The following is a 21665-nucleotide window of genomic DNA, read 5'->3' as shown; positions in this document are numbered from 1 at the left end:
ACTCAATTGCTTCGAAACGTTGCCAATCTTATCTTGCCAGATGCCCAAAATGTTTTACAAAGCAAATAGCTTTTATTCTAATAAATGTTGACAGCGTAAATCATAGTTATTATAATTGTAGTTGTGTTGCAATTATACCCCTGGGGGGTAGCTAAAAGATTCACTTAAATCAAACTATGGAAGGAGGTAACAGTCATGAAAAGAAACAGTTTTAACAAATGGTATTGGCCCATACTTTTACTTTTTATCTTAGGAGGACTTTTTTACCATCCGGCAATTGGATTGCTTGCTTTAGTATGCATGATTGCTCCTGTAATAACGGCACCTGTTAAAGGTAGAATGTGGTGCGGCAGATTCTGCCCCCGGGGAAGTTTCTTCGATCAAGTGCTCACACGGATAGGACCCAAGAACCGTAGAATTCCGCAATTACTCCAACGACCTGAGGTACGCTGGACTGTGTTTACAGGCTTGATGGCTTTTATGAGTTATAATATGTATTTAACCGGAGGAAATATATTCGGTATAGGTAAGGTACTTTTTAAAATGGTTCTTATTACCACCGGCGCGGGAATTGTTCTAGGGGTTTTCTTCAGCCCACGCAGCTGGTGTAAAATCTGTCCCATGGGTAGCCTTGCAATGCTTTTAAGCAAAGGTAGTAAACTCTCTGTCCGGTTAAGCTCTACCTGCCGGTCCTGCGGTGTTTGTGCCAAAAAATGCCCCTTTGGAATACCGGTTCATTCTTTCAAAACTAGTGGAGTAGTAGATCATCCCGATTGCTTAAAATGCGGTATCTGCGTCTCCTCCTGTCCGGTGGGGGCACTAAAACTGGAAAAAGGTGCCCGCAATTTAGGTACCGAGGAATTGTCCATAAGTTAGTAAAAGCACCCCGAGAAGGGGTGCTTTTTCAGAATACAAATTCGTGTTTCTTTCCTTTATCCTACGACTGTGCCTCAGCGGCCATCTTCATCCTGCTGCCTGTCTTGTACAGGAAGAAAGCCATAACCAGAAGGGCTACTATAATTCCCACAGGATAGGATATGCTGGTCGGCAAGCTGAAACCTTCCGGAGCCTGAAGAATGTAGGTCGCACTTACCGCGGTCATGAAAGTAGCCGGTAAACTGGCCACCCAGTGGAGTCTCTCGTTCTTAGCCAGGTATACAGCGGCAGCCCACAGCACAATCATGGCCATGGTCTGGTTGGACCAAGCAAAATAACGCCACAGGATACTAAAATCTATTTGGGTGAGTGTAAATCCTACCGCAAACAGAGGCAACGCTATTTTCAGCCGGTTAAGGGTTGATTTTTGGTCCCAACGGAAAATTTCCGCTATAATCAACCGGGTCGCCCGGAAAGCAGTGTCCCCGGAAGTAATCGGCAGGACAATTACACCAAGCACTGCCAGGAGGCCGCCAACTACACCCAGCAGGGAATTGGAGATTTCATTCACCACCCCGGCGGGGCCACCCTTGCTCAAAACGGCAGCCAACCCCTCAGAACCACCGAAAAAGGTCATTGCCGCAGCCGCCCAAATCATAGCAATAATTGATTCTGCAATCATCGCCCCGTAGAAAATCCTTCGTCCATGTTTTTCATTTTGAACGCAGCGGGCAATAATTGGCGATTGAGTGGCGTGGAACCCGCTGATTGCCCCGCAGGCGATGGTTACAAACATCAGCGGCCAGATCGGCAGACCTTTGGGGTGTAAATTAGCGAAAGTTAACTCAGGGATCTGGTATCCCTTAATTAACAACCCACCCATGATTCCAAAGGCCATAATGAGCAGGCTGGCACCAAACAATGGGTATAACCGCCCAATGATCTTATCTATAGGCAAAATAGTGGCAATGAAATAGTATACAAGGATAACGGCCAACCAAACGTTAACGCTCATACTTTCCGGCGTCAAAGCGGCCAATAATTTTGCCGGGCCAGCCATAAATACTGCTCCAACCAAAATTAATAACACGATAGCAAAAATGTTAACAAACTTTTTCATTCCCGAACCAAGGTAGGTCCCCACAGTTTCCGGAAGACTGGACCCGTTGTTACGCATGGAAAGCATTCCGGAGAAATAGTCATGCACTGCACCGGCTACAATACCACCGATAGCTATCCAAATGAAGGCAACTGGACCCCACAATGCTCCGGCAATCGGTCCGAAAATCGGTCCTAAACCGGCAATGTTTAACAATTGGATCAAGCTATTCTTCTTCCAATCCAGGGGTACATAATCCACTCCGTCCTGCATCTTTTGAGCCGGTGTTTCCCTGTTCTCATCAACCCCGAATACTCTCTCTACAAAGGCACCGTATACGAAATAGCCACCGATCAATAGTGCTATGGCTGCAAAAAAGGTAACCACAAAAATTCCTCCTTTATTTAAATATTGAACACTGCCGGCAAGTGTTCAATTTTGTTAAGTCAATAAAAATTATAAATTTTATTGTGATTTTTCTAAGCATTTTTGCCTAACTTGCATAAAGTCATGCCTGACCTGCATATTTTCATGTGCAAATCATTTTCATTTAACTTCATCCCTGCCGTAATAAAAAAAGCCAGCCGAGCTGTCGACTAACTCGACTGGCGACGAAGGTCAACTACAACCCCAAGGCTTCTTTCAAGTCCTTTACAAAAGTGCGGCTTACCGGTACCTCAGTCTCTTCCTGGTCATTCATGACCAACTTGTAAGTGTTGTTAAACCAGGGAATTACTTCTTTAATTTGGTTTAGGTTAACCAGATAACTCCGGTGGGTACGGAAATAATGACGGTCAGCAAACTTTTCTTCTAGTTCATGAAGTTTGTACCGGCTCTGATAAACCTCATTCCGCGTCTTCAAAAGCGTATTCCTGTCTTCCACGGTGGCAAGAACCAGTTCCTCCGGTTCAAGAAGAATCATTTTACCTCGTTTTTCGCCAATTAATTTGCTTAACTTACGATGCCTATCATTCCTACCCAGGCCCAATTCTGACCCGGAAGGCTCAGAGATCGTATTGGACTCTCCCGCAGCCTCACCCGCAGGTTTCGGCGAAGAGACCGTTATCTTAGCCCGGTCTAATTCATCCACAGGAATTACACCATTATCAGCTAGCCTTCCCTCAAATGAAAGAAGCAACTGGTTGACTCTATTCAACAGTTCAGTAATATTTGGTTCGGCCACTTGTTTTTGTACCCGCTCAACCGTTTTTGCAATCCGTTCTTCTGAAAACGGTTTTAACAGGTAGTCCACCGCATTTACTTCAAAGGCCTTGATGGCATACCGGTCGTAGGCCGTGGCAAAAACAATTAATGGGAACTTATCATTTTTCATAAGTTCTCTTGTCACTTTCAAACCATCCATATCTCGCATCTGAATATCTAGAAAGACCAAGTCGGGTTCGAGATCAGCACACATCTTCAGTGCCTCTTCTCCTCCAGAAGCCTCGCCAAGGATTTGAATAACAGGAAACTTCTCCAGCAGAAATCTCAATTCACTGCGAGCCGGTGCTTCGTCATCTACGATTATAGTTTTGATTTGGTTGCTCACTCCTTTTCACCTCCTGGACGCATCTCCTTCCTCAGCTGTCGTTGCCTTTTTCCCTTACTAACCGGTAAGCAAGGCCCGATTTTCTGGTTCAAAATCAAGCGGAACCGAAATTTTCACCGTAGTTCCCTTGCCCAACTCACTGTCTATTTTCAAACCGTACTCTGGACCGTAAATACTCACCAGTCTTTCGTTGACATTGGTGAGCCCGACACCGGCGCCGCCGCTATAAACCCGGTATCCTGATGCTTTTTGAGTTCTTAATAGCGAATTTACCCTATCAGCACTCATCCCCACCCCATTATCAGCAATAACTATTCGCATTTCCTCTCTACCGTTCTCAACCACCTTGCGGGCTGAAATGCGCAACAGTCCCCCCTCTTTTTGCGGTAAAAGGCCGTGCTTCAAAGCATTTTCTACCAGCGGCTGCAGGATTAAAGCCGGGAGCTTAACCTGTAGCAGCTCCGGAACTATATCATACTCAATTTTAATCACATCTTTAAAGCGGGCCTCCTCGATGGCCAGGTAGGCTTTGATGTGTTCGATTTCCCTTTCCAAGGTAACAAAATCTCCACAGTGTTCCAAATTCTTACGGAAAAACTCCCCCAAATGAATTAACAGGCGGCGAGCGTTTTCCGGATTCGTCCGCACGTAAGAAACAATGGTATTAAGAGCATTAAACAGAAAATGGGGATTGATCTGCGCCTGGAGCGCCTTAATTTCGGCAGCAGCTGCCAGCCGGGCCTGGTACTCCAATTGAGCAAGTTCCAATTGGGTGGAAAACAGGTGAGCCAGCCCGTGGGCAAACTCCCGTTCCACCCGTCCTATAGCGCCCTCCTTAAGCTTGTAAAGTTTTAATGCCCCTATTACTTCTTCCCGCCGTTTCAAGGGAACTATAACCGCTGAACGTAACGAACACCCGGGTTGCCTGCAACCGATCTCTTCAGCATTATTGGCCGTTTGAATTTGTCCGGTAGCAATGGCGTTTTGCGTTGCCTCGGTTAATAACGGCTCACCCGGCCGGTGGTGATCTTCTCCGGCACCTACATGGGCCAGAATTTTATACCGGTCGGTTATGGCCACTGCCCCTAATTCGGTGCTTTGATAAATGATTTCCGCCACTTTTTTCGCCGATTCCTCATTAAGTCCCTGACGCAAGTAGGGCAAGGTCTTGTCGGCAATTTTCAGAGCCCTATGGGCCTGCATCGCCCCAATCCTGTCCTGTTCACTATAAACCAGGCGTACAATCACCATAAAAATCGCTAAACCTATAGAGTTAACCACTATCATAGGTAACCCGATAATGCTCACCAAATCCCACGCGGCACTGAAGGGTTTCGCTACAGCCAGAATAATTACCATTTGTATTGTCTCAGATAGCACCCCAACCGCAAAAGCCTTTTTCCAGCTGACATTCTTCCAAGGATTTTGAGAAGAAAATAACCCACCTATCAATCCTTCAACGGTAGTCGAGAGCCCACAAGCCAAGGCAGTAAACCCACCCAAAGAAAAACGATGGAGTCCGGCAATCAGCCCAGCTCCCAAGCCGACTAGCGGCCCACCAAGAAGACCTCCGGCAACAGCACCTATCACCCGGGAGTTGGCAATGGCTCCTTTAATAGGAACCCCGGTGTAAGTACCAATAATCCCAAATAAACCGAAAAACAAGATAAAGAATATTTTCTCTACTACAGTAGACTGGCGGAGAAGAAGGCGTCGGAACACCTCTGCCCGAGTCAGCAAAAAAGCCAGTATCGCTATAACACTCATCCGCTCAATTAACACTATAAACAGGTTGTCCATTTTCTGGCACCTTCCTTCCCCTTGACTGTATCCCTGCTGTCAAAATTTGCCCTAAAATTCAGGCTGTTAGTTTGTACAAAGTCCATCTCATATTATAACATAAGGTTTACTATGAGGTAATTGTCTATCATTACCAGTACCAATAAGGTCCCCAAAAAAAACACCGCCGAAAAGCGGTGTTCCATTCCGGGTTAACCTTCGTAGGCTATAATTATTACTTGGATGCAGTCGTACCGCCACTCTCTACGGCCGGCGCCGTTTTAACCCGACGGAAAGCGCCGATGGCTTCCAAGATAAGCCAGATTTCCAGCAGTATAATCAACAAACTTAAAACAAAAAGTAGCCAGTTAGATGCCCGGTAAAAGTTTATAGTATTGATTACCATCGCCCAGGAGGTCATGACGAGCACAAAAATCATGGGAAGTAGAGTATAAATACTGGGCTTTTTAATCTTTATCAACCAGACACTGATTACCAGCAAGGCCAGGCCGGCCATTAGCTGATTGCTGGCACCAAACAGCGGCCAGAGGATAAGACCGCCTTTACCGCCATTAAATGAAGCCAGGATAAAGGCAGTAAGCACCGCGAGAAGAGTAGCTCCGTGACGGCCGGACAAAATATTGATGTTATAGGACGAGGCAAGCTCAGAAATGATGTACCGTTGAATTCTGGTAGCCGAATCCAGTGTGGTAGCGGCAAAACTCACCACCATGACCGCCAGGATGCCGGCAGCTACTGCCTCTGGAATGCCGATAGAGGAAACAAAGGTCGCGCCCCCGTTAATAAACGCCCCTACTTTGGCGCCTAAGCCGTTGGCAGCCTTCCAGCTGGCATAGTGTTCAGTCCACGCAGCAGCGGAGCCGAAGCCTGCCGTGGCCGCCATAACCACCATGACCGCCAGCGCCCCTTCCATCAGCATAGCGCCATAGCCTACAAACTTGGCGTCCGTTTCTTTATCTAACTGTTTTACCGTTGTTCCTGAGGCAGCCATGCTGTGAAAACCTGAAATAGCACCACAGGCAATAGTAATGAATAAAAACGGAATAAAAGCCGGAGCATCGGCTATGTTTGTGTTTACAGCCGGGGCCACGATAGGCGGGTGAGCTACTATCAATCCCAGGAATAGCAGAGCCAGGGCTACAAATAACTGATGGGAATTAATATAGTCCCGCGGCTGGAGCAGTACCCATACCGGTAAAGTCGAGGCAATGTAAGCGTAGATGAGCAAGATGACGGTCCAGGTCATGATCGGATTACCGGCAATAAACCCAGGCATCTTCAGGGGTACATAAACGCCGATAATTACAAAGATGTACAAAATGATGATGGCTATAATTCCGGCTATAGTGGGATTACCGGAACCTCTATAAATCCAGTAACCTATAGCAATGGCTACAGGTACCTCAACCCAGATGGGCAGCACACTCTGCGGGAACATATCAAACAACACGGCAATAACCAGGCAGAACACAGCAATTACGATTAACAGGGCGAAGGCAGTCAATATTAAGAATAAGGTTCCTGCCCGCGGTCCCAAGAGATCGGAGGTAATCCGGCTGACCGATTTACCCTGGTGCCGGGCGGAAATCACCAGCGAGCCGAAGTCATGAATAGCCCCCATAAAGATAGAACCGAAAAAGATCCATAGTAGTGCCGGGACCCAACCCCAGATCACAGCTATGGCCGGTCCTACAATCGGTCCTGCACCGGCAATAGTAGTAAAATGATGCCCGAATAGGATTTCCGGTTTAGTAGGAACATAGTCCACTCCATCGTTAAATTCATGGGCCGGAGTCTTCCGACTGGCATCCAAGCCAAAAATCCGCTCGCTGATAAACGTACCATACAGCCGGTAGGCAATAAGAAAGCCGACATAAGCAACGAGAGCAACTATTAAGGAGTTCACAGTTTCTCCCCCCTTCTTGAACTTTTTACCCAAAACCCCGCGGCCCTCTAATTTACTTTACATCTGCATCAACCACCCCCCCTCCCTAAAAACCCCGGCTTCGGGTCAGAGACCGGACAACCGGCTCCTAATTAAACTTATGAGAAATCATTCCATAATACGCCTGGAAATTCCTTCTGATTAGCACAAAATTTCTGAATTTTCGACCTACCCGCACTTTTATGTCGACAACCACACTTACTAAAAACCCACCTCGTAAGCATATGAAAAAAGAGAGTCTGCATGGAAAACAGACTCTCTCTTTATTATTTCCAGATAACCCGCCGTAGGGACTTTTATCTTTTGTCCCCTATGGTTAAGACTTGGCTAAATACCTTGCCTGTCTGGCGCCAGAACGTGGCCCGTTCGACCGCCTGGGCCGCCACCAACGGAAATCTGGCCAGTTCTTTATTCTCCTGCATGATAACGGCTTCTCCTACCTGCTGTCCTTCCGCTACGGGGGCGTTAACCATCGACGGCACCTCTAATTTAAGGTTTAATCCTTCGTCTTTTCCTTTGGGCATGATGACTCCTATCTTATCTTTAGCCAACAGGTCCAATGTATCCTGACTGCCTTTGCTTACAGGAAGACTGGTAACCAGTTCACCCGCCTCGTAGAATTTCTTGAAGCCGTAACGAGCAAACCCGTAGTTGAACAGCTTCATAGCTTCGGCAAAGTGGCCGTTTCTTTTATCCACTCCCATGACTACAGCAATCAGCCGCAGTCCGTCTCTCTCGGCAGTAGCAGTAAGGTTGTACCGGGCTTTACTCGTATAGCCCGTCTTGATGCCGTCGGCCCCTGGGTACCACCAGAGAAGTTTATTGTAATTCCAAAGGACCAGCGGTTTAGGGTCACCGCGGAACTGGTAACTCTTCATGGCCGCCAGTTCTCTAAGCTTCGGTAAAGTAAGAGCATGGCGTGCAATCTGGGCCATGTCGTAGGCCGTGGTATAATGGTTTTCATCATGAAGGCCGTGCGAATTGGCAAAATGAGTGTTTTGGGCGCCTAATTCTCGAGCCCGTTGATTCATCATTTCCACGAATGCTTCTTCCGAGCCGGCTATGTACTCGGCTACAGCCACCGAGCAGTCATTGGCCGAACCCACGGCTATACCGATAAGCATTTTTTCCAGGGTAAACTCTTCGCCCGGTTCCAACCAAACTTGAGATCCCCCGTAACTGGAGGCATGCTCACTGGCTATTACCATATCTTGCAGGCTAACCTTACCTTCCTCTACCGCTTCCAAGGCCAAAGTCAACGTCATGATTTTGGTCATGCTGGCGGGGTACCATTTCTCATGGGCATTCTTTTCAAAAAGAATTTTCCCGGAAGCCGCGTCCATTAAGATAGCACTTCTGGCCTCAATATCCAGTTGAGCTGCCGCTACACCCACATTCAGAAAAGGTAGGAACAATACAACCAGTATGGCAACCGCAATTCTCTTTCGCATAAAAATTTCCCCCTTCTCCACGTTGTGCCCTTCTTAGTATGGTCGTTTTAAACTATTCCCATACCAAAACTGCAGAGATCGGGGGATAATACTTTTCAGGAACCGCTTTCAGTTTTCCTCGCTTATAACCTCATATATAAGGGGTTGCGGCTTGACCTCCTGATTAGAAATTATATAAGCCTCGCGTAATTTCTCCCGAGCAGCCTCAATTCGCCAGCGTTCGCTGCTATGTAATACGGCCAGCACTTCATCTTTGGCCACCGCATCTCCAACTTTCTTATGCAGGACAATTCCTGCGCTCAAGTCAATAGAGGATTCTTTAGTCTCCCGCCCGGCACCCAGGATCATAGCGGCCAGGCCTACAGCTTCGGCGTTAATTTTCTCCACCACCCCTTCAGCCGGTGACCGGAATTCTTCTTGACAGGGAGCTTGGGGCAAAAGTTCCAGGTTATGCACTACCTCAGGCAAACCCTTCTGGGCAGCTATCATTTCTTTCAATTTGGCCAGACCATCGCCCCGGTCAAGTAATTTTTCGAGGTATTTTTTGCCCTCTTCCGGGACCTTGCACCGGCCTGCCTGGTGAAGCATGTGTCCCCCTAAAATCAGGCATAGTTCAGTAAGGTCCTCCGGCCCTCTACCCTGAAGAGTTTCAATGGCTTCTCTCACTTCCAGGGCGTTACCTACACTCCTTCCCAAGGGCTGGTCCATATTCGTTATTACCGCCCGGGTATTGCGCCCCAGGCGAGAACCGATATTTACCATCAGGCGGGCCAAGGCGACGGCATCTTCAAGTCGCTTCATAAAAGCGCCGCTGCCTACTTTTACGTCCAAAAGGATGGCATCGGCTCCGGCCGCAATTTTCTTAGACATTACACTGGAGGCGATAAGAGGGAGGCTGTCTACCGTTGCCGTGACGTCTCGCAAAGCGTACAGCTTTTTGTCGGCAGGTACCAGGTTTCCTGTTTGCCCTACAACAGCCACTCCCACTCGGTTAACTATATCAACGAACTCTTGAGGAGTAAACTCTACGGAAAAGCCGGGAATTGACTGCAACTTGTCCAGGGTGCCGCCGGTATGTCCTAAACCCCGGCCGGACATTTTGGCCACTTTAACTCCTGCTGCCGCCACCAGAGGGGCTAAAACCAGAGTGGTTTTATCGCCGACCCCTCCGGTACTGTGCTTGTCCGCCTTGAAGCCCTGAATTCCGCTCAAATCAACCTGATCCCCAGATTCAACCATAAACCTAGTTAAATCGGTAGTTTCTCGCTCGTTAAGCCCCTGGAAATAGATGGCCATAGCCAGGGCGGACATCTGGTAATCTGGAATCCGGTCTTCAACGTAGCCATTCACCATGAAACCGATTTCTTCGGAAGTCAGTTCCCCGCCATTCCGCTTCTTAAGAATAACATCGTAGGCCCTCACCCGTTCTCCTCCTCTTCCGAGAGCAATATTATATCCGCCATACTGGTACCGTTGGCAGGTCTTTCCACTCTGAAGACGTCCGCTAGAGTGGCGGCAATGTCGGCAAAAGTGTCACGGGTGCCCAGATCCACTCCCTTTCTAATTCGGTCACCCCAGAAAAATAAAGGAACGTACTCCCGGGAGTGGTCGGTACTTTCCGTGGTAGGGTCACAACCGTGGTCAGCCGTAATCACCAGCATATCTCGAGCATTAAGACAGGAACAAATCTCCGGCAGGCGGTGGTCAAATTCTTCCAAAGCCCCGGCATAACCTTCAGGATCGTTCCGGTGGCCGTAAACCATGTCAAAATCCACCAGGTTAGCAAATATCAGTCCTTTAAAGGGCTGTTGAAGCGCTTCTACAATTTTATCAATTCCATCACTATTATTTTTGGTAGGATAAGAGCGGGTAATGCCGCGACCGGCAAATATATCACTGACTTTACCTACAGCCAGAACCTCAAACCCCTTCTCGTATAGGTTATCCAAAAGCGTCTTTCCGACCGGCTCCAACGAGAAATCATGCCGTCGGGGGGTGCGTTGAAAATTGCCCGGTTCTCCGATAAAAGGCCGGGCTATAACCCTTCCCACCGCGTGTTCTCCCACCAGCATATCCCGGGCAATCTTACATATCCGGTACAGTTCCTCCACGGGGATGATATCCTCGTGGGCTGCCACCTGAAATACGCTGTCGGCAGAAGTGTATACAATCGGGTAACCGGTGCGCAGGTGCTCTTCTCCCAGCTCTTTGATTATCTCCGTTCCCGAGGCTACTTTATTTCCTAATACTTTGCGTCCAATCGCCGATTCAAAACGAGAAATTAAATCGGATGGGAACCCCTGGGGATAAGTGGGGAAAGGCTTGTCCAGTACCAGGCCGGCAATTTCCCAGTGACCGGTAGTGGTATCTTTCCCCGCCGAACGCTCGGCCATCTTACCGTACGCAGCGACCGGAAAATCTACCGGCGGTACACCGGGCAGGTGGATGATATTCCCCAGTCCAAACTCCTGCAGGTTAGGTAAAGAAAGGCCCCCTACCGCCTCGGCGATATGCTTGAGAGTATTGCTGCCCTCGTCACCGTAACGGTCGGCATCCGGTAAGGCTCCCACTCCTACACTGTCCAGAACTATCAGCACTACTCGCTCTAACATCTCACCGCCTCCATATTGTTCAGTTAACCCTTCAGGCTCGGGGATGAGTTTTATCGTAAACCTCGCGCAATTTCCCTTTAGTCAACTGGGTATAAATCTGAGTGGTAGTAATGTCGGCATGACCTAGCATCTCCTGCACCGAACGGAGGTCCGCCCCATTTTCCAGTAGATGAGTGGCAAAGGAATGTCGGAGAGTATGAGGAGTTATCTCCTTTTTTATCCCCGCTTGGCGAGCATACTTTTTCAGGATCTTCCAGAAGCCCTGACGGGTAAGCCTCCTGCCGTGGCAGTTGACGAAGAGAGATTTCTCTTCCGGATTGTTGACCAGTTCTCTCCTGCCGCGGCGGAGGTATTCTCCTACGTAGTAAACGGCCGCCTCTCCAACTGGTACTATCCTCTCCTTGGAGCCTTTACCCATACACCGGACAAACCCCAGGTCCAGGTTTACCTGGTTTATGTCCAGGAAAACCAGTTCTGAAACGCGCAGACCGGTGGCATATAGCAGTTCGAGCATGGCTTTATCCCTGAGACCGACCGGCTGACTACAATCAGGCTGTCTCAACAAAAGACTCACTTCCCCAGGAGATAGGACCTGGGGAAGTTTTCTTGGCCTTTTAGGAGTTTCTAATTCAGCAGTCGGGTCCTCGCCGATAAACCCTTCCTCCAAAAGAAAACGGTAAAAAGACCTCAAGGCAGCCAACCGCCTCGATACAGTAGCAGTAGACATGCCGTTTTTCTGCAGATGGTATAAGTAATTCAGCAATAAACCTCGCGTAGTTTCCTGATAAGAGCGTACACCGGCTTCTTCCAGGTAGTAAACATACTGCTGGAGATCGTTATGGTAAGAAGCCAGGGTATTTTCCGAAAGGCCTCTTTCCACGGCCAGATAATGAAGAAACTCCTCTACCAGAGACTGCATAGAAAACAACCTCCCGTAAGACGGGAAATATCCCCTTGGTAGAGGGTTCAACGCCGGCCAATAAATTCCTGCTGATTAATTTACTTTGGAACTGTCGTTTCCATGATAATATTCTTTCATCTTGTTCACGAACTGTTCCAACCATTCGGGCTCTTCCTGCGGCATGCCTGTGGATGGCTCCACCTTTTCCGGCGGTGCCGCTTGCGGAGCGGTACTGGTATGCCTGGCCGTAAAATAGTCGGTAACTATGTCCACCAGTTGTGGTATGACCAGACCCAGTACCAAAACCAGCACCAGTGCCCGCAAGAGAGTCAAGGCTTTGCGGCGCAGATTAGTAATAGTTATGAGGATCACCCGTGTTCCCCCTTTCAACCTGCTCGCCTAAATCTTGTACTATATTTATGCCGCTACTGTTTTGCTTAGAAGTGTTTTTATCAAAACATCCCCTTCCAAAAACGATTGGTTTCGGCAACAACTACACCGCTAAGCCCCAACAGGCCGATTAAATTAGGTAGAGCCATTAATCCGTTCATAACGTCGGCTACACTCCACACCAGCTCCAGTTTTAGATTGGCTCCCAGCAGGACCGCAAGAACCCAAAGATAGCGATAATATCTGATAACCTTAGCTCCCAAAAGATATTCGATACATTTCTCTCCGTAATAGGCCCAGCCTAAAATGGTTGAAAAAGCAAAAAAGATCAACCCTAAAGCTACTATAAAACCACCCCTTCCGGGAAGCCCCTGGTCAAAAGCCATAGCCGTCAACGGAGCCCCGGTTCCCCCGTTGTGCCATACCCCCGTAGTGATTATAGCTAGGGCGGTAACGGTGCAAATAACAATGGTGTCGAGAAAAGTTCCCGTCATCGCAATAAGGGCCTGACGGGCCGGATAACTGGTTTTGGCGGCGGCATGGGCAATAGGGGCGCTGCCTAGACCGGCTTCATTAGAAAAAACTCCCCGCGAAACTCCCTTGATAATGGCCATTCTAACGCCCGCTCCTGCAAATCCACCCACGGCTGCTGTCCCGGTAAAAGCGTCGCTGACAATAGTTGCCAGGGCGCCGGGAATCTTTGCCGCATTCAGTATGAGAATAGCCATTCCCCCGATAATATAAAAGGCGGCCATGAGAGGAACCAGAAAACTGGTTACCCGGGCGATACTTTTAATACCGCCCAGGATAACCAGAGCGGTTAAAACAGCCAGGAACATTCCGGTAACCAAAGGAGGAATCTTCCAGCTGTCATATACGGCATCGGCTACCGAGTTGGATTGTACGGTATTCCCGATCCCGAAGGCAGCCACGGCTCCGAATATGGCAAAAGAGACGCCTAACCACTTCCATCCTAATCCCTTTTCCAGGTAGTACATGGGGCCGCCGGACATTTCCCCTTTTTCGTCCTGCTCCCGGTATTTAACAGCCAGGACGGCTTCGGAGTACTTGGTTGCCATACCTACCAGGGCGGTAACCCACATCCAGAACACAGCGCCCGGTCCGCCTGCCGCGATCGCAGTGGCAACTCCCGCAATATTGCCGGTACCAACAGTAGCTGAAAGGGCCGTGGTAAGTGCCTGAAAGGGAGTAATGTCCCCTTGGTCTTTCCAATCTCCCCTGGTAAAAACCAGTCTCAAGGCGTGGGGAAGCTTTCGCAAGGAAAGGAAACGAAGGCGTATAGTGAGGAAGAGACCGGTTCCTACCAGTAGTACCAGCATAGGGGGTCCCCAGACATATTGCTCGCTGACAATTTTTACAAAGCCACTGATGTTCATGGATTTCTCTCCACCATTTAAGAGAAAAGTGCTTCCTGCAGGGGGACGTACTCCAGGCCCAGAGCCTGGGCTACGGCAGGATGAGCAATCTTTCCGTTTATGACATTTACCCCCTTGGCGAGCGCCGGGTCTTCCTCTAGAGCTCTTTTCAATCCTTTAACGGAAATATCTACGATATAGGGAAGGGTAACGTTCGTCAGAGCTACAGTAGAAGTCCGGGGAACGGCTCCCGGCAGGTTTGCAACAGCACAATGAACCACTCCATATTTTTCATAAGCCGGATTACTGAAGGTAGTCACCCGGTCTATAGTCTCAATACATCCCCCCTGATCAACAGCCACATCAACAATAACCGCTCCCTTTTTCATGTTTTTAACCATCTCTTCGGTTACAACCCGGGGCGCTTTAGCTCCCGGAATCAGCACCGCACCGATTAAAAGGTCGGCGTAGCTTACAGCAAAACTTAAATTATGGCGGTTGGCAATGATAGTTTTTACCCTCCCCTGGAAAAGGCTGTCCAATTCCTGAAGCCTTTTAGGGTTTATATCTAAAATAGTGACCTGGGCTCCCATACCAAGAGCAACTCTGGCGGCGTTGGTCCCTACGGTACCTCCTCCTATTATAACCACGTCCGCCGGGGCCACTCCGGGAACTCCGCCCAGGAGTACTCCTCTCCCGCCCTGCTCCTTTTCCAGAAGCCGGGCACCCATCTGGACGGCCATACGGCCTGCCACCTGGCTCATTGGTGCCAGCAGAGGTAAAGAACCATCCTCAAGCTGGATAGTTTCATAAGCAATAGCTGTTACTTTCCGTTCCATCAGCACCCTGGTCAGTTCCGGTTCTCGTGCCAGGTGCAGGTAAGTAAAAAGAATTTGCCCCTCCCGTAGAAGCTCATATTCGGAAGGCTGAGGTTCTTTCACTTTTAATATAAGGTCCGCGCCGGCATAGAGCTCATCAGCCGACATCAGTTTGGCTCCCGCCGTCTCGTAGTCCCCGTCGGAAAAACCACTTCCCTCTCCAGCGCCCACCTCTACCAGAATCTCGTTATGACCGTGCCAGCGAAGGGTTTCCACGCCGGCAGGAGTTAAGGCCACCCGGTTTTCGTTCTCCTTTATTTCTTTAGGTACTCCTATAATCATAACCTTCATCCTTTCTCTGACTTAGTATGATTACCGCCCGGGAGAATTATGCTTTAGGCTCTTTTAAAACAAATAGAGACTTATTAGTTTAATACCTGCCGGAGAAATATAGGCTTCGATAAGCCCGGCTAAAAAACCTGCTGAAGTCAATATCAACATCAAACCGGTATACACAGCCAGCCGTCGGGGTAGCCCTACAGTTTCTCGGGCTCTCCTGCCCCGCACCAGAAGTAAAGAAAAAGATAACGCCGTCGTCGCACCCACCAACAGTGAAGGAATAAAAAGTAAATTCTGGGGCAGCAGGGATAATATGGTCAACAATACCCCGGCTACAGCCTGTTCCCGTACCAGGAAGGCCACGGTAAATCCTAAAATAAATCCTCGCATGAATACGGTAAAAAGAATTAGGGGAACGCCTACTACCGTAAGCCCAAGAAACCATATATAAAAAAGGGTTTTCAAATTCATGAGAACGGCCTTCCGGGCAAGGAGGGCGGTATTAACATTCATATCCTTGAAACTCTTGAGAAAACTTTCTACATATTCCCGAAGTTCTCCTTTCTCCACTGGAGCTAAATTGCTTACCGTAAAGGAACCATATACAATTCCCCCTATGAAACAAAGAGTAATTATCCCCATAAGCAGCAAGTTGGCCCGAAAGTGTTCAGCCAACCTACCTCTCAGTTTCCTTATCAATATGGCTCTCCTCCCCCAGCCTGTCTGGTAAATATTTATGCCGGGGAGGAGTTTTTATTACCTCAGGCGTTTCTTGAACCTTCTAGCTGAAGAAAACCTTCCTGTAAAATGGAGCCGGCAATAAACTGGGCCGCCAGTACATCTTCCCAGGAATTACTGCTGGCAGCTACCACCGCAATCCCTTTACCACTCCTGCGGGCCAGTTCAATAGCCCTTCGCGCCCCAGCCAAAGCCGGTTCCACCCCTTTTTTCTTCAACGTACGGGCAACGGTAGCCGTGATTACTTCACCTCCGGCATTGAAAGCCGCATCATATACCACGCCCCCGCTGGCGGTAACTGCCACCACAACTCTTCCGTTAAAGTCTGCCAGCCGGCCCGTGTCCGCACCCAAGTTAGGAATTATGCCCGCGACCACACCGCCAGCCGCTTCTATACCCTCAATAAGGCGGGAAGCGTTTTGCAAACGGGCAGTATCGGTTCCCAAACGAGGCTCGCCAACCACCAGTACCTCAGTGTCATGCTGTCTTGCCAGAGTAGCGGCAGCATAGCCTATTTTTTCGGGAAAAACCGGAACCGGTGCCTCTGCACCGTCAGGACTGGCCCCGAATACGGCCAGCGCTCCGGCATCCAGAACAGTCTCCAAAGTAGTAGACATGTCTATCACATCTACAACCACCACTACCCTGCCCGTACGGGCTGCCTCAACGGCTCCACTGGCGTTGGCCGTTACCCAGAGAGAGGGAGGATTAGCCCGCTCCACCTCCCCGCCCTCCTTTCCTGCTGCGAAGGCAGTCAACCGCCAAAATACCAATTATGGTTTTGGCGTCATTTATCTTTCCCTGCATGACCCAATTTACCGCCTTTCCCAAGGGCAATTTCTCCACTTCCACCAATTCATCGTCATCACGGTGGGGAGGAACCTCCTCCAAATCTTCGGCCAGGAACAAATACATTTTTTCATCACTGAAACCGGGCGTGGTATAAAATTCCATGAGCAGCTTGATCCGGTTCGGTTTCAGCCCGGTTTCCTCCTCTAGTTCCCGCCGAGCACAGGAATGAGGATCTTCCCCTCCTTCCAGCTTTCCCGCCGGTATTTCCAGAGTAGTTTCTTCTACGGGTTTGCGAAACTGCCTCACCATCACTATTTCATCCTTGTCGGTCAATGCCACTACGGCAACCGCTCCCGGATGCTCTACTACCTCTCTTGTTGCTTCCTTCCCATTGGGTAGAATCACCCGATCCACCCGGAGTTTGACCACCCTTCCCTCGAAGATCTTGTTGCTCTCCACCGTCTTCTCATAAAAGTTCTTCATGGGGTCCCCTCCCAGCAAATTTAAATATTTATAAGCGTAAGTTTTCCCCTCCCTGCATAAGTTATAAGAAGGAGCTTCGACGAAAATGCAGGGGGTTGAAACAGTGAAAATGTATGTAACTCGTAACCGGGTATATTGGGTAGGAAAGGTGCGCGATCTTCGTCACACTTTAAAGCAAATTGCTCTCCAATACCAGGACCTAACCCAATTCATTCGAGCTCATCTCCACTAATTGCGTTGCCCGCAATCCCGCCGCCGCCGCTGCCAGGAAAAAATCAGGGTCATCTTCTACGGTCCTTCCCATAGAAGTCACCTTGATCCCGAACCGTTTCAACAACTCTAACCCTTCCCTGCCTCGGACAACGGTAAAACGGTGTTTTAAGTGTAGCTTATTACTCTTAATCTGTTGATCCAGATACTCTCTTTTCCAGTCGTCCATTTCCTCGGGAAGGGGGACTTCTGCCGGTCGCAGGGCAACCCGGGCCAAGGAGACAATGGTATGGTGGCTCAAACCGTAGTGTCGCTTCCTGGGATCGGTAAAACTGATGCGAGGTATAGCCACCGGACTCCCGCCTAGAACAAATGTTGCATTAATTATTTCTCCCTGCTCTATTCCGGTAAACCCCCATCGGGTTCCGGTTCCTACTATTCCCGGCCCCATGGATACGATGATTATGTCAGCTTTCAGCACTCTTTTGGCCGCAATCAGACCGGTGTAAATGTTCACGGCCTCCAAATCACCGCCAAACGCGTGCCCTACGGTTACCGTCCCATCAATGAGTTTATGTTGGGTTAACTGGGCCACCAGTTTGCTGAAGGCCAGCGGCAAAGCTGCCCCGTCAGTCATTACGTAGACCACTTTCAAATTAAAGTTACCGGCAGCCTTTATCGCTGCTGCAGCCGGAGGGAGCATACTGTGCAGAGTACCGATAACCACCGGTGTAGAAAAAAGGCTGTCAAATTCCTCAATCTGTTGCCGGTGGGGGCTTGCCTCTTCCTCCACCGCGAGAACCTTCAACTGCATTGGGGTGTACCGAAGTTTCATAATATGTCCCGGCGAAGACTCCTCCCATTCCCTCCGCGAACAGTTGGCCATGACAAAATGGTAGCCCCCGGTTCCCAGCCCTAACTGAACCGCCGTTATGTTCAGATACACATCGTCACCTTCCGCTACGGGACCGGTGAGGGAATCGTAATTTATAGCCCGCTCCACGCGGTCATCCACCATAACTTTAACCTCGGTGCAACCTTCCCGTTGATCAATAATTTCCAGCACCTTGCCCAGGCGAATACTAATCAACGAACGCCCCTCCGGAAAATGATTTTGCCGAAAAAGTCATCCGGAAAGTAAACGATAATAGTAAAAAACCAATTGACCTGGTAAGACATTTCGCGCCAAAAAAACTGGATTCCTTTAGCCAACTATTCTTTCTCCATTATCGGCGGCCTAAGTTGTCTAATAGGCGCAACCAGCGAACTCTTTCAATCAGGGCAGTGAGGGAGTGTTTTTCGGTGTACCAGTGAAGGCAGACCAGCAAGAACAGCAATATTATTCTGCCGCCCAGAGGAAGGACAGCTGCGGCCGCCAACCCGAGGACCATTCCTAAAGCATTGGAGCCAGTATCACCCAGCATGGCCTTTCCCGTCAAATCGTAATGAAAAAAGGCCAGGGCCGCTCCGCCTACTCCCAAGAGAAACGCCGTAAGAGAATTAATACCGGAAGCCGTGACAAAAATGATGGTTAACAAAAAAAAGAATTTGAGGCTTCTGCCCGGTCGCAAGTCCAGCAAATTGAGCGTATTGGTCAAAAGAGCAACAACTGCAGCACTAAACAAGGCCTGCATCCAATCAGAAAACAACACTTTAGAGGCATAGAAGGCTGTCCCGCCTCCAACCAGAGCTTTGAGCCCACCGGTAGTCAAATGCCGCCTTCGCCACAACTGTCCTAAGTGACCGGCCAGGCCCCGCACTTCCCGATTTCCGGCTACATCGTCCACAAAACCAACCAGTCCAGTTAAGAGGAAAGATACTGCTATCACCATAACAGAATTTTCGGGCTGCCACCATAAGGAAACCAGAAAAAAGGCGCTCATGAAACCCAAAATTATACCCAGCCCACCGGCCGAAGGAATGCTTTCTCCCCGGTAATTATCCGCCAGCAGACCTGTTTCCCGCTCCAAACGAAGAACTGACGGTAAGATCAAGAAGGTAATAATAAACGATAAAACCCCTAGCCAGCCCACACCCAAAAATTCACCTCTTCATTATTTTCTGCAACAACACCCAGGTCACATCCCAAAATTGTTTTCCGCGGTGATAAAATCCCTGCCAATCTCTACCACTTTCTTCATGAAACATCAGAACCTCAACTTCCATTATGCGAGCCCCGAGGCGAGCCGCATCAATAGTCAAACCTACCTCCACTCCAAAGCGCGGGGCCAAAGGCATTACCCTGTCTAACAGACTGCGGGTCAACACTCTTTGCCCGGAAAGGGGAGCAGATACTTCGAAACCGGTCATACACCGGATGCCCCAGCGGGCTAAGCCTCGTACCAGACCAAAGCCGGCCTTCCGGCGAGCGGGTGGTAAGACTCCTATAGTCATATCTGCTTTCCCGGCCACTACCGGTTCCAGAAGTTTGCGAACTTCCCCGGCTGAGTTTCCCAGGTCCGCATCCAGTAAGCCAATTATTTCTCCCCGGGTCAAAGAAAGGCCGTAATTTAACGCCCCTCCCTTACCCCGGTTTCGTTTCAAGGTCACTACCCGGGCACCGGCCCGTTCTGCCCTAAGAGCCGTCTCGTCCCGGGAGGCGTCATCTACGACGAGTACTTCGTATAAATCCGGCAGGTCGCGAAGGGCATGGATGGTATCGGCTATTCTCTTCTCTTCATTATAAGCAGGAATTACAATTGAAATACGGTTCATGTACTATCTCCTCCGCCTCATTTTGCGAGGGCAAAAAGAAACCGCAGCTTCAACAAAAGAAGGCGGAGTAATTGGTAAGTCGCAGGTGAGACCATTAAAACTACGGTAAAAGGAATGAGGGCGGCTATTACAATCTCGATCACATAACGAAACTTTAGGGTCTGGCGGTACAACTTGCTGACTCCTTTAGCATCAACCAGAATACTCCCCACTTTCAGGCGGGCCAAAAAAGTGCTGGCCATTCCCTTCCGGCCTTTCTCCAGAAAATCGATAATGTTGGAATGGCTACCTACCGCAACGATTAATTCCGTTCCCATCTCGTAAGCCAGAAGCATGGCTACGTCTTCACTGGTACCGGGAAAGGGAAGCAGGACAAAAGGAAGTCCCAGTTGTTCCAGTCGTTTCCGACCTGGAGCCCGACCGTCGGGATAGGCGTGCACTACCAGCTCAGCACCGCATTTTAACGCCCTATCACTAACACTGTCCATATCTCCGATAATGATATCCGGACGATATCCGAACTCTAAAAGAGCATCTGCGCCGCCGTCCACGCCGATGAGAACGGGCCGCATTTCCTCGATATAAATCTTGATGGCCTGCAGGTCCTCCCGATAGTTTTGACCCCGCACTACGATCAAACTGTGCCTGCGGGCGAAGCTGACTTTCAAGGGAGGAACAGGAAGTCGGCCAGTGATAATATCTAATTCCTTCCAGGCATATTCTAAAGTATTTTGTACAAACTGTTCAATTTCCCGCTGAAAATTTTCTTTTGTATCCTCCAGGCGGTCTCGAATCTTTTGCTCGTCCAACCAGATACCTTCCGCCAGAAAACCATTGGGTCCGTACAGACAGTTCCCCCTGATCTCTACTTCATCCCCTTCCTGCAGTTTTTCCAGCACTTGAGATCCAACTTGATCCAGCAATGGGATGCCTGCCTGTACCAAATTTAGAGGACCCAGGTTGGGATATTTCCCGCTAATAGAAGGGCTGGCGTTGATCACCGCCCTAACCCGAGCCGCTATTAGGGATTCCGCGGCCAGTTCGTCCAAATCCTCATGATCAATAATAGCTATGTCTCCCGGCTGCAACCTCTTAATCAGATTTTTGGTTTTTCTATCCACCCGGGCCCTTCCCTTTAAATACAAGACGGCCACCCCGCAAAAAGCTTTTATCTTTAGTATGGGATTTCCCTTTTCCGCTCATGCCTGAAGGTGACCAGGAAAAATAAAGAAAAAGAGTGGCATTTTGCCACTCATGGTGTCTTGATTGATTATTTGGCAACTCCTATTCATCCGTTCCACCTTTCATAGAAAAATATCTCTGCTCAAGGCTTCCTGCTTCCACGACCGGGTGCTCGTAGACCAGTCCAAAGACTGTTCCGCCGCAGAGCCGGTCTCCACAGGCGTAAATTCCCGCGGAACTCGTGGTACTAAGACTTATGCCGTCTCTAGATAATTAACAAGGTTTTGGGCTGCATTTATGTCCCGGTCATGGTACATACCGCATTCAGGACAGACCCAATATCTTGTTGACAGCTTTATGTCCGGCAGAACATAACCGCATCCGCTGCA

The 21665-nt window shown here is 49.2% G+C and carries 20 protein-coding genes; 1 reads left to right on the top strand and 19 read right to left on the bottom strand.

What is annotated here, in order from left to right; all coding sequences use genetic code 11:
* Positions 1–195: 195 nt before the first annotated feature.
* On the top strand, positions 196–876 hold the full coding sequence (locus tag KKC1_RS03850; RefSeq protein WP_088553192.1) for a 4Fe-4S binding protein: 681 nt from the start codon (positions 196–198) through the stop codon (positions 874–876).
* Between the two features lie 61 nt (positions 877–937).
* Here the strand turns inward: KKC1_RS03850 and KKC1_RS03845 are convergent, their stop codons facing one another.
* The 19 genes from KKC1_RS03845 to KKC1_RS17335 all read right to left on the bottom strand — a co-directional run.
* Positions 938–2362: a carbon starvation CstA family protein gene (locus tag KKC1_RS03845; RefSeq protein ID WP_088553191.1), complete on the bottom strand. Its 1425-nt coding sequence runs from the start codon at positions 2360–2362 to the stop codon at positions 938–940.
* Between the two features lie 235 nt (positions 2363–2597).
* Positions 2598–3524 carry a LytR/AlgR family response regulator transcription factor gene (locus KKC1_RS03840; RefSeq protein WP_088553190.1) on the bottom strand — a complete coding sequence of 309 codons (927 nt, stop codon included), beginning with the start codon at positions 3522–3524 and terminating at the stop codon, positions 2598–2600.
* A gap of 57 nt (positions 3525–3581) precedes the next feature.
* Positions 3582–5324, bottom strand: coding sequence for a sensor histidine kinase (locus KKC1_RS03835; protein ID WP_088553189.1), 1743 nt, complete (start codon positions 5322–5324; stop codon positions 3582–3584).
* A 214-nt stretch (positions 5325–5538) separates the two neighbouring features.
* Complete coding sequence (locus KKC1_RS03830; RefSeq protein ID WP_088553188.1) at positions 5539–7230, bottom strand: carbon starvation CstA family protein; 1692 nt, start codon at positions 7228–7230, stop codon at positions 5539–5541.
* A gap of 335 nt (positions 7231–7565) precedes the next feature.
* Positions 7566–8720, bottom strand: a complete 1155-nt coding sequence (locus KKC1_RS03825) for a D-alanyl-D-alanine carboxypeptidase family protein (protein ID WP_088553193.1) — start codon at positions 8718–8720, stop codon at positions 7566–7568.
* Between the two features lie 108 nt (positions 8721–8828).
* Positions 8829–10142, bottom strand: a complete 1314-nt coding sequence (locus KKC1_RS03820; protein ID WP_088553187.1) for a pyrimidine-nucleoside phosphorylase — start codon at positions 10140–10142, stop codon at positions 8829–8831.
* Positions 10139–11332, bottom strand: coding sequence for a phosphopentomutase (locus KKC1_RS03815; RefSeq protein ID WP_088553186.1), 1194 nt, complete (start codon positions 11330–11332; stop codon positions 10139–10141). The genes KKC1_RS03820 and KKC1_RS03815 overlap by 4 nt, the downstream gene beginning before the upstream one ends.
* Before the next feature lie 31 nt (positions 11333–11363).
* A complete protein-coding gene (gene xerD / locus KKC1_RS03810) occupies positions 11364–12251 on the bottom strand; it encodes a site-specific tyrosine recombinase XerD (RefSeq protein WP_088553185.1) in 888 nt (295 codons plus the stop codon).
* A 75-nt stretch (positions 12252–12326) separates the two neighbouring features.
* Positions 12327–12605 (bottom strand): hypothetical protein, encoded by a 279-nt coding sequence (locus KKC1_RS03805; RefSeq protein WP_088553184.1) that lies wholly within the window; start codon positions 12603–12605, stop codon positions 12327–12329.
* Positions 12606–12685: 80 nt separating this feature from the next.
* The gene (locus KKC1_RS03800) at positions 12686–14020 is read right to left on the bottom strand and encodes an alanine/glycine:cation symporter family protein (protein ID WP_088553183.1); all 1335 of its coding nucleotides are present in this window, start codon (positions 14018–14020) and stop codon (positions 12686–12688) included.
* Between the two features lie 17 nt (positions 14021–14037).
* Complete coding sequence (gene ald, locus KKC1_RS03795) at positions 14038–15159, bottom strand: alanine dehydrogenase (protein WP_088553182.1); 1122 nt, start codon at positions 15157–15159, stop codon at positions 14038–14040.
* A gap of 63 nt (positions 15160–15222) precedes the next feature.
* Positions 15223–15855 carry a stage II sporulation protein M gene (gene spoIIM / locus KKC1_RS03790; RefSeq protein ID WP_088553181.1) on the bottom strand — a complete coding sequence of 211 codons (633 nt, stop codon included), beginning with the start codon at positions 15853–15855 and terminating at the stop codon, positions 15223–15225.
* Between the two features lie 62 nt (positions 15856–15917).
* Entirely contained in the window at positions 15918–16616 is a 699-nt protein-coding gene (locus KKC1_RS03785; RefSeq protein ID WP_088553180.1) for a hypothetical protein, read from the bottom strand.
* Positions 16603–17169 (bottom strand): NUDIX hydrolase, encoded by a 567-nt coding sequence (locus KKC1_RS03780; protein WP_088553179.1) that lies wholly within the window; start codon positions 17167–17169, stop codon positions 16603–16605. Before KKC1_RS03780 ends, KKC1_RS03785 begins: the two co-directional genes overlap by 14 nt.
* 199 nt (positions 17170–17368) lie before the next feature.
* The gene (locus KKC1_RS03775) at positions 17369–18469 is read right to left on the bottom strand and encodes a DUF3866 family protein (RefSeq protein WP_088553178.1); all 1101 of its coding nucleotides are present in this window, start codon (positions 18467–18469) and stop codon (positions 17369–17371) included.
* 136 nt (positions 18470–18605) lie between these two features.
* Positions 18606–19412, bottom strand: a complete 807-nt coding sequence (locus tag KKC1_RS03770) for a UDP-N-acetylmuramyl pentapeptide phosphotransferase (protein WP_238134186.1) — start codon at positions 19410–19412, stop codon at positions 18606–18608.
* A gap of 10 nt (positions 19413–19422) precedes the next feature.
* Positions 19423–20094 carry a glycosyltransferase family 2 protein gene (locus KKC1_RS03765; RefSeq protein WP_088553176.1) on the bottom strand — a complete coding sequence of 224 codons (672 nt, stop codon included), beginning with the start codon at positions 20092–20094 and terminating at the stop codon, positions 19423–19425.
* Positions 20095–20111: 17 nt separating this feature from the next.
* Positions 20112–21239, bottom strand: coding sequence for a putative cytokinetic ring protein SteA (steA, locus tag KKC1_RS03760; RefSeq protein ID WP_088553175.1), 1128 nt, complete (start codon positions 21237–21239; stop codon positions 20112–20114).
* A gap of 291 nt (positions 21240–21530) precedes the next feature.
* A partial coding sequence (locus KKC1_RS17335; RefSeq protein ID WP_143288666.1) for a zinc ribbon domain-containing protein occupies positions 21531–21665 on the bottom strand: 135 nt, incomplete at its 5' end.

This window comes from Calderihabitans maritimus, from assembly GCF_002207765.1.
In the GTDB taxonomy this organism is placed as follows: Bacteria; Bacillota; KKC1; order Calderihabitantales; family Calderihabitantaceae; genus Calderihabitans; species Calderihabitans maritimus.
This window is presented reverse-complemented; position numbering and strand designations above follow the sequence as displayed.

What these genes read in the sequence shown, in the direction of transcription:
- ald (WP_088553182.1), bottom strand. Translation starts at nt 15,159, where the DNA reads ATGATTATAGGAGTACCTAAAGAAATAAAGGAGAACGAAAACCGGGTG.
- KKC1_RS03800 (WP_088553183.1), bottom strand. Translation starts at nt 14,020, where the DNA reads ATGAACATCAGTGGCTTTGTAAAAATTGTCAGCGAGCAATATGTCTGG.
- KKC1_RS03825 (WP_088553193.1), bottom strand. Translation starts at nt 8,720, where the DNA reads ATGCGAAAGAGAATTGCGGTTGCCATACTGGTTGTATTGTTCCTACCT.
- KKC1_RS03780 (WP_088553179.1), bottom strand. Translation starts at nt 17,169, where the DNA reads ATGAAGAACTTTTATGAGAAGACGGTGGAGAGCAACAAGATCTTCGAG.
- KKC1_RS03850 (WP_088553192.1), top strand. Translation starts at nt 196, where the DNA reads ATGAAAAGAAACAGTTTTAACAAATGGTATTGGCCCATACTTTTACTT.
- KKC1_RS03765 (WP_088553176.1), bottom strand. Translation starts at nt 20,094, where the DNA reads ATGAACCGTATTTCAATTGTAATTCCTGCTTATAATGAAGAGAAGAGA.
- KKC1_RS03815 (WP_088553186.1), bottom strand. Translation starts at nt 11,332, where the DNA reads ATGTTAGAGCGAGTAGTGCTGATAGTTCTGGACAGTGTAGGAGTGGGA.
- KKC1_RS03835 (WP_088553189.1), bottom strand. Translation starts at nt 5,324, where the DNA reads ATGGACAACCTGTTTATAGTGTTAATTGAGCGGATGAGTGTTATAGCG.
- xerD (WP_088553185.1), bottom strand. Translation starts at nt 12,251, where the DNA reads ATGCAGTCTCTGGTAGAGGAGTTTCTTCATTATCTGGCCGTGGAAAGA.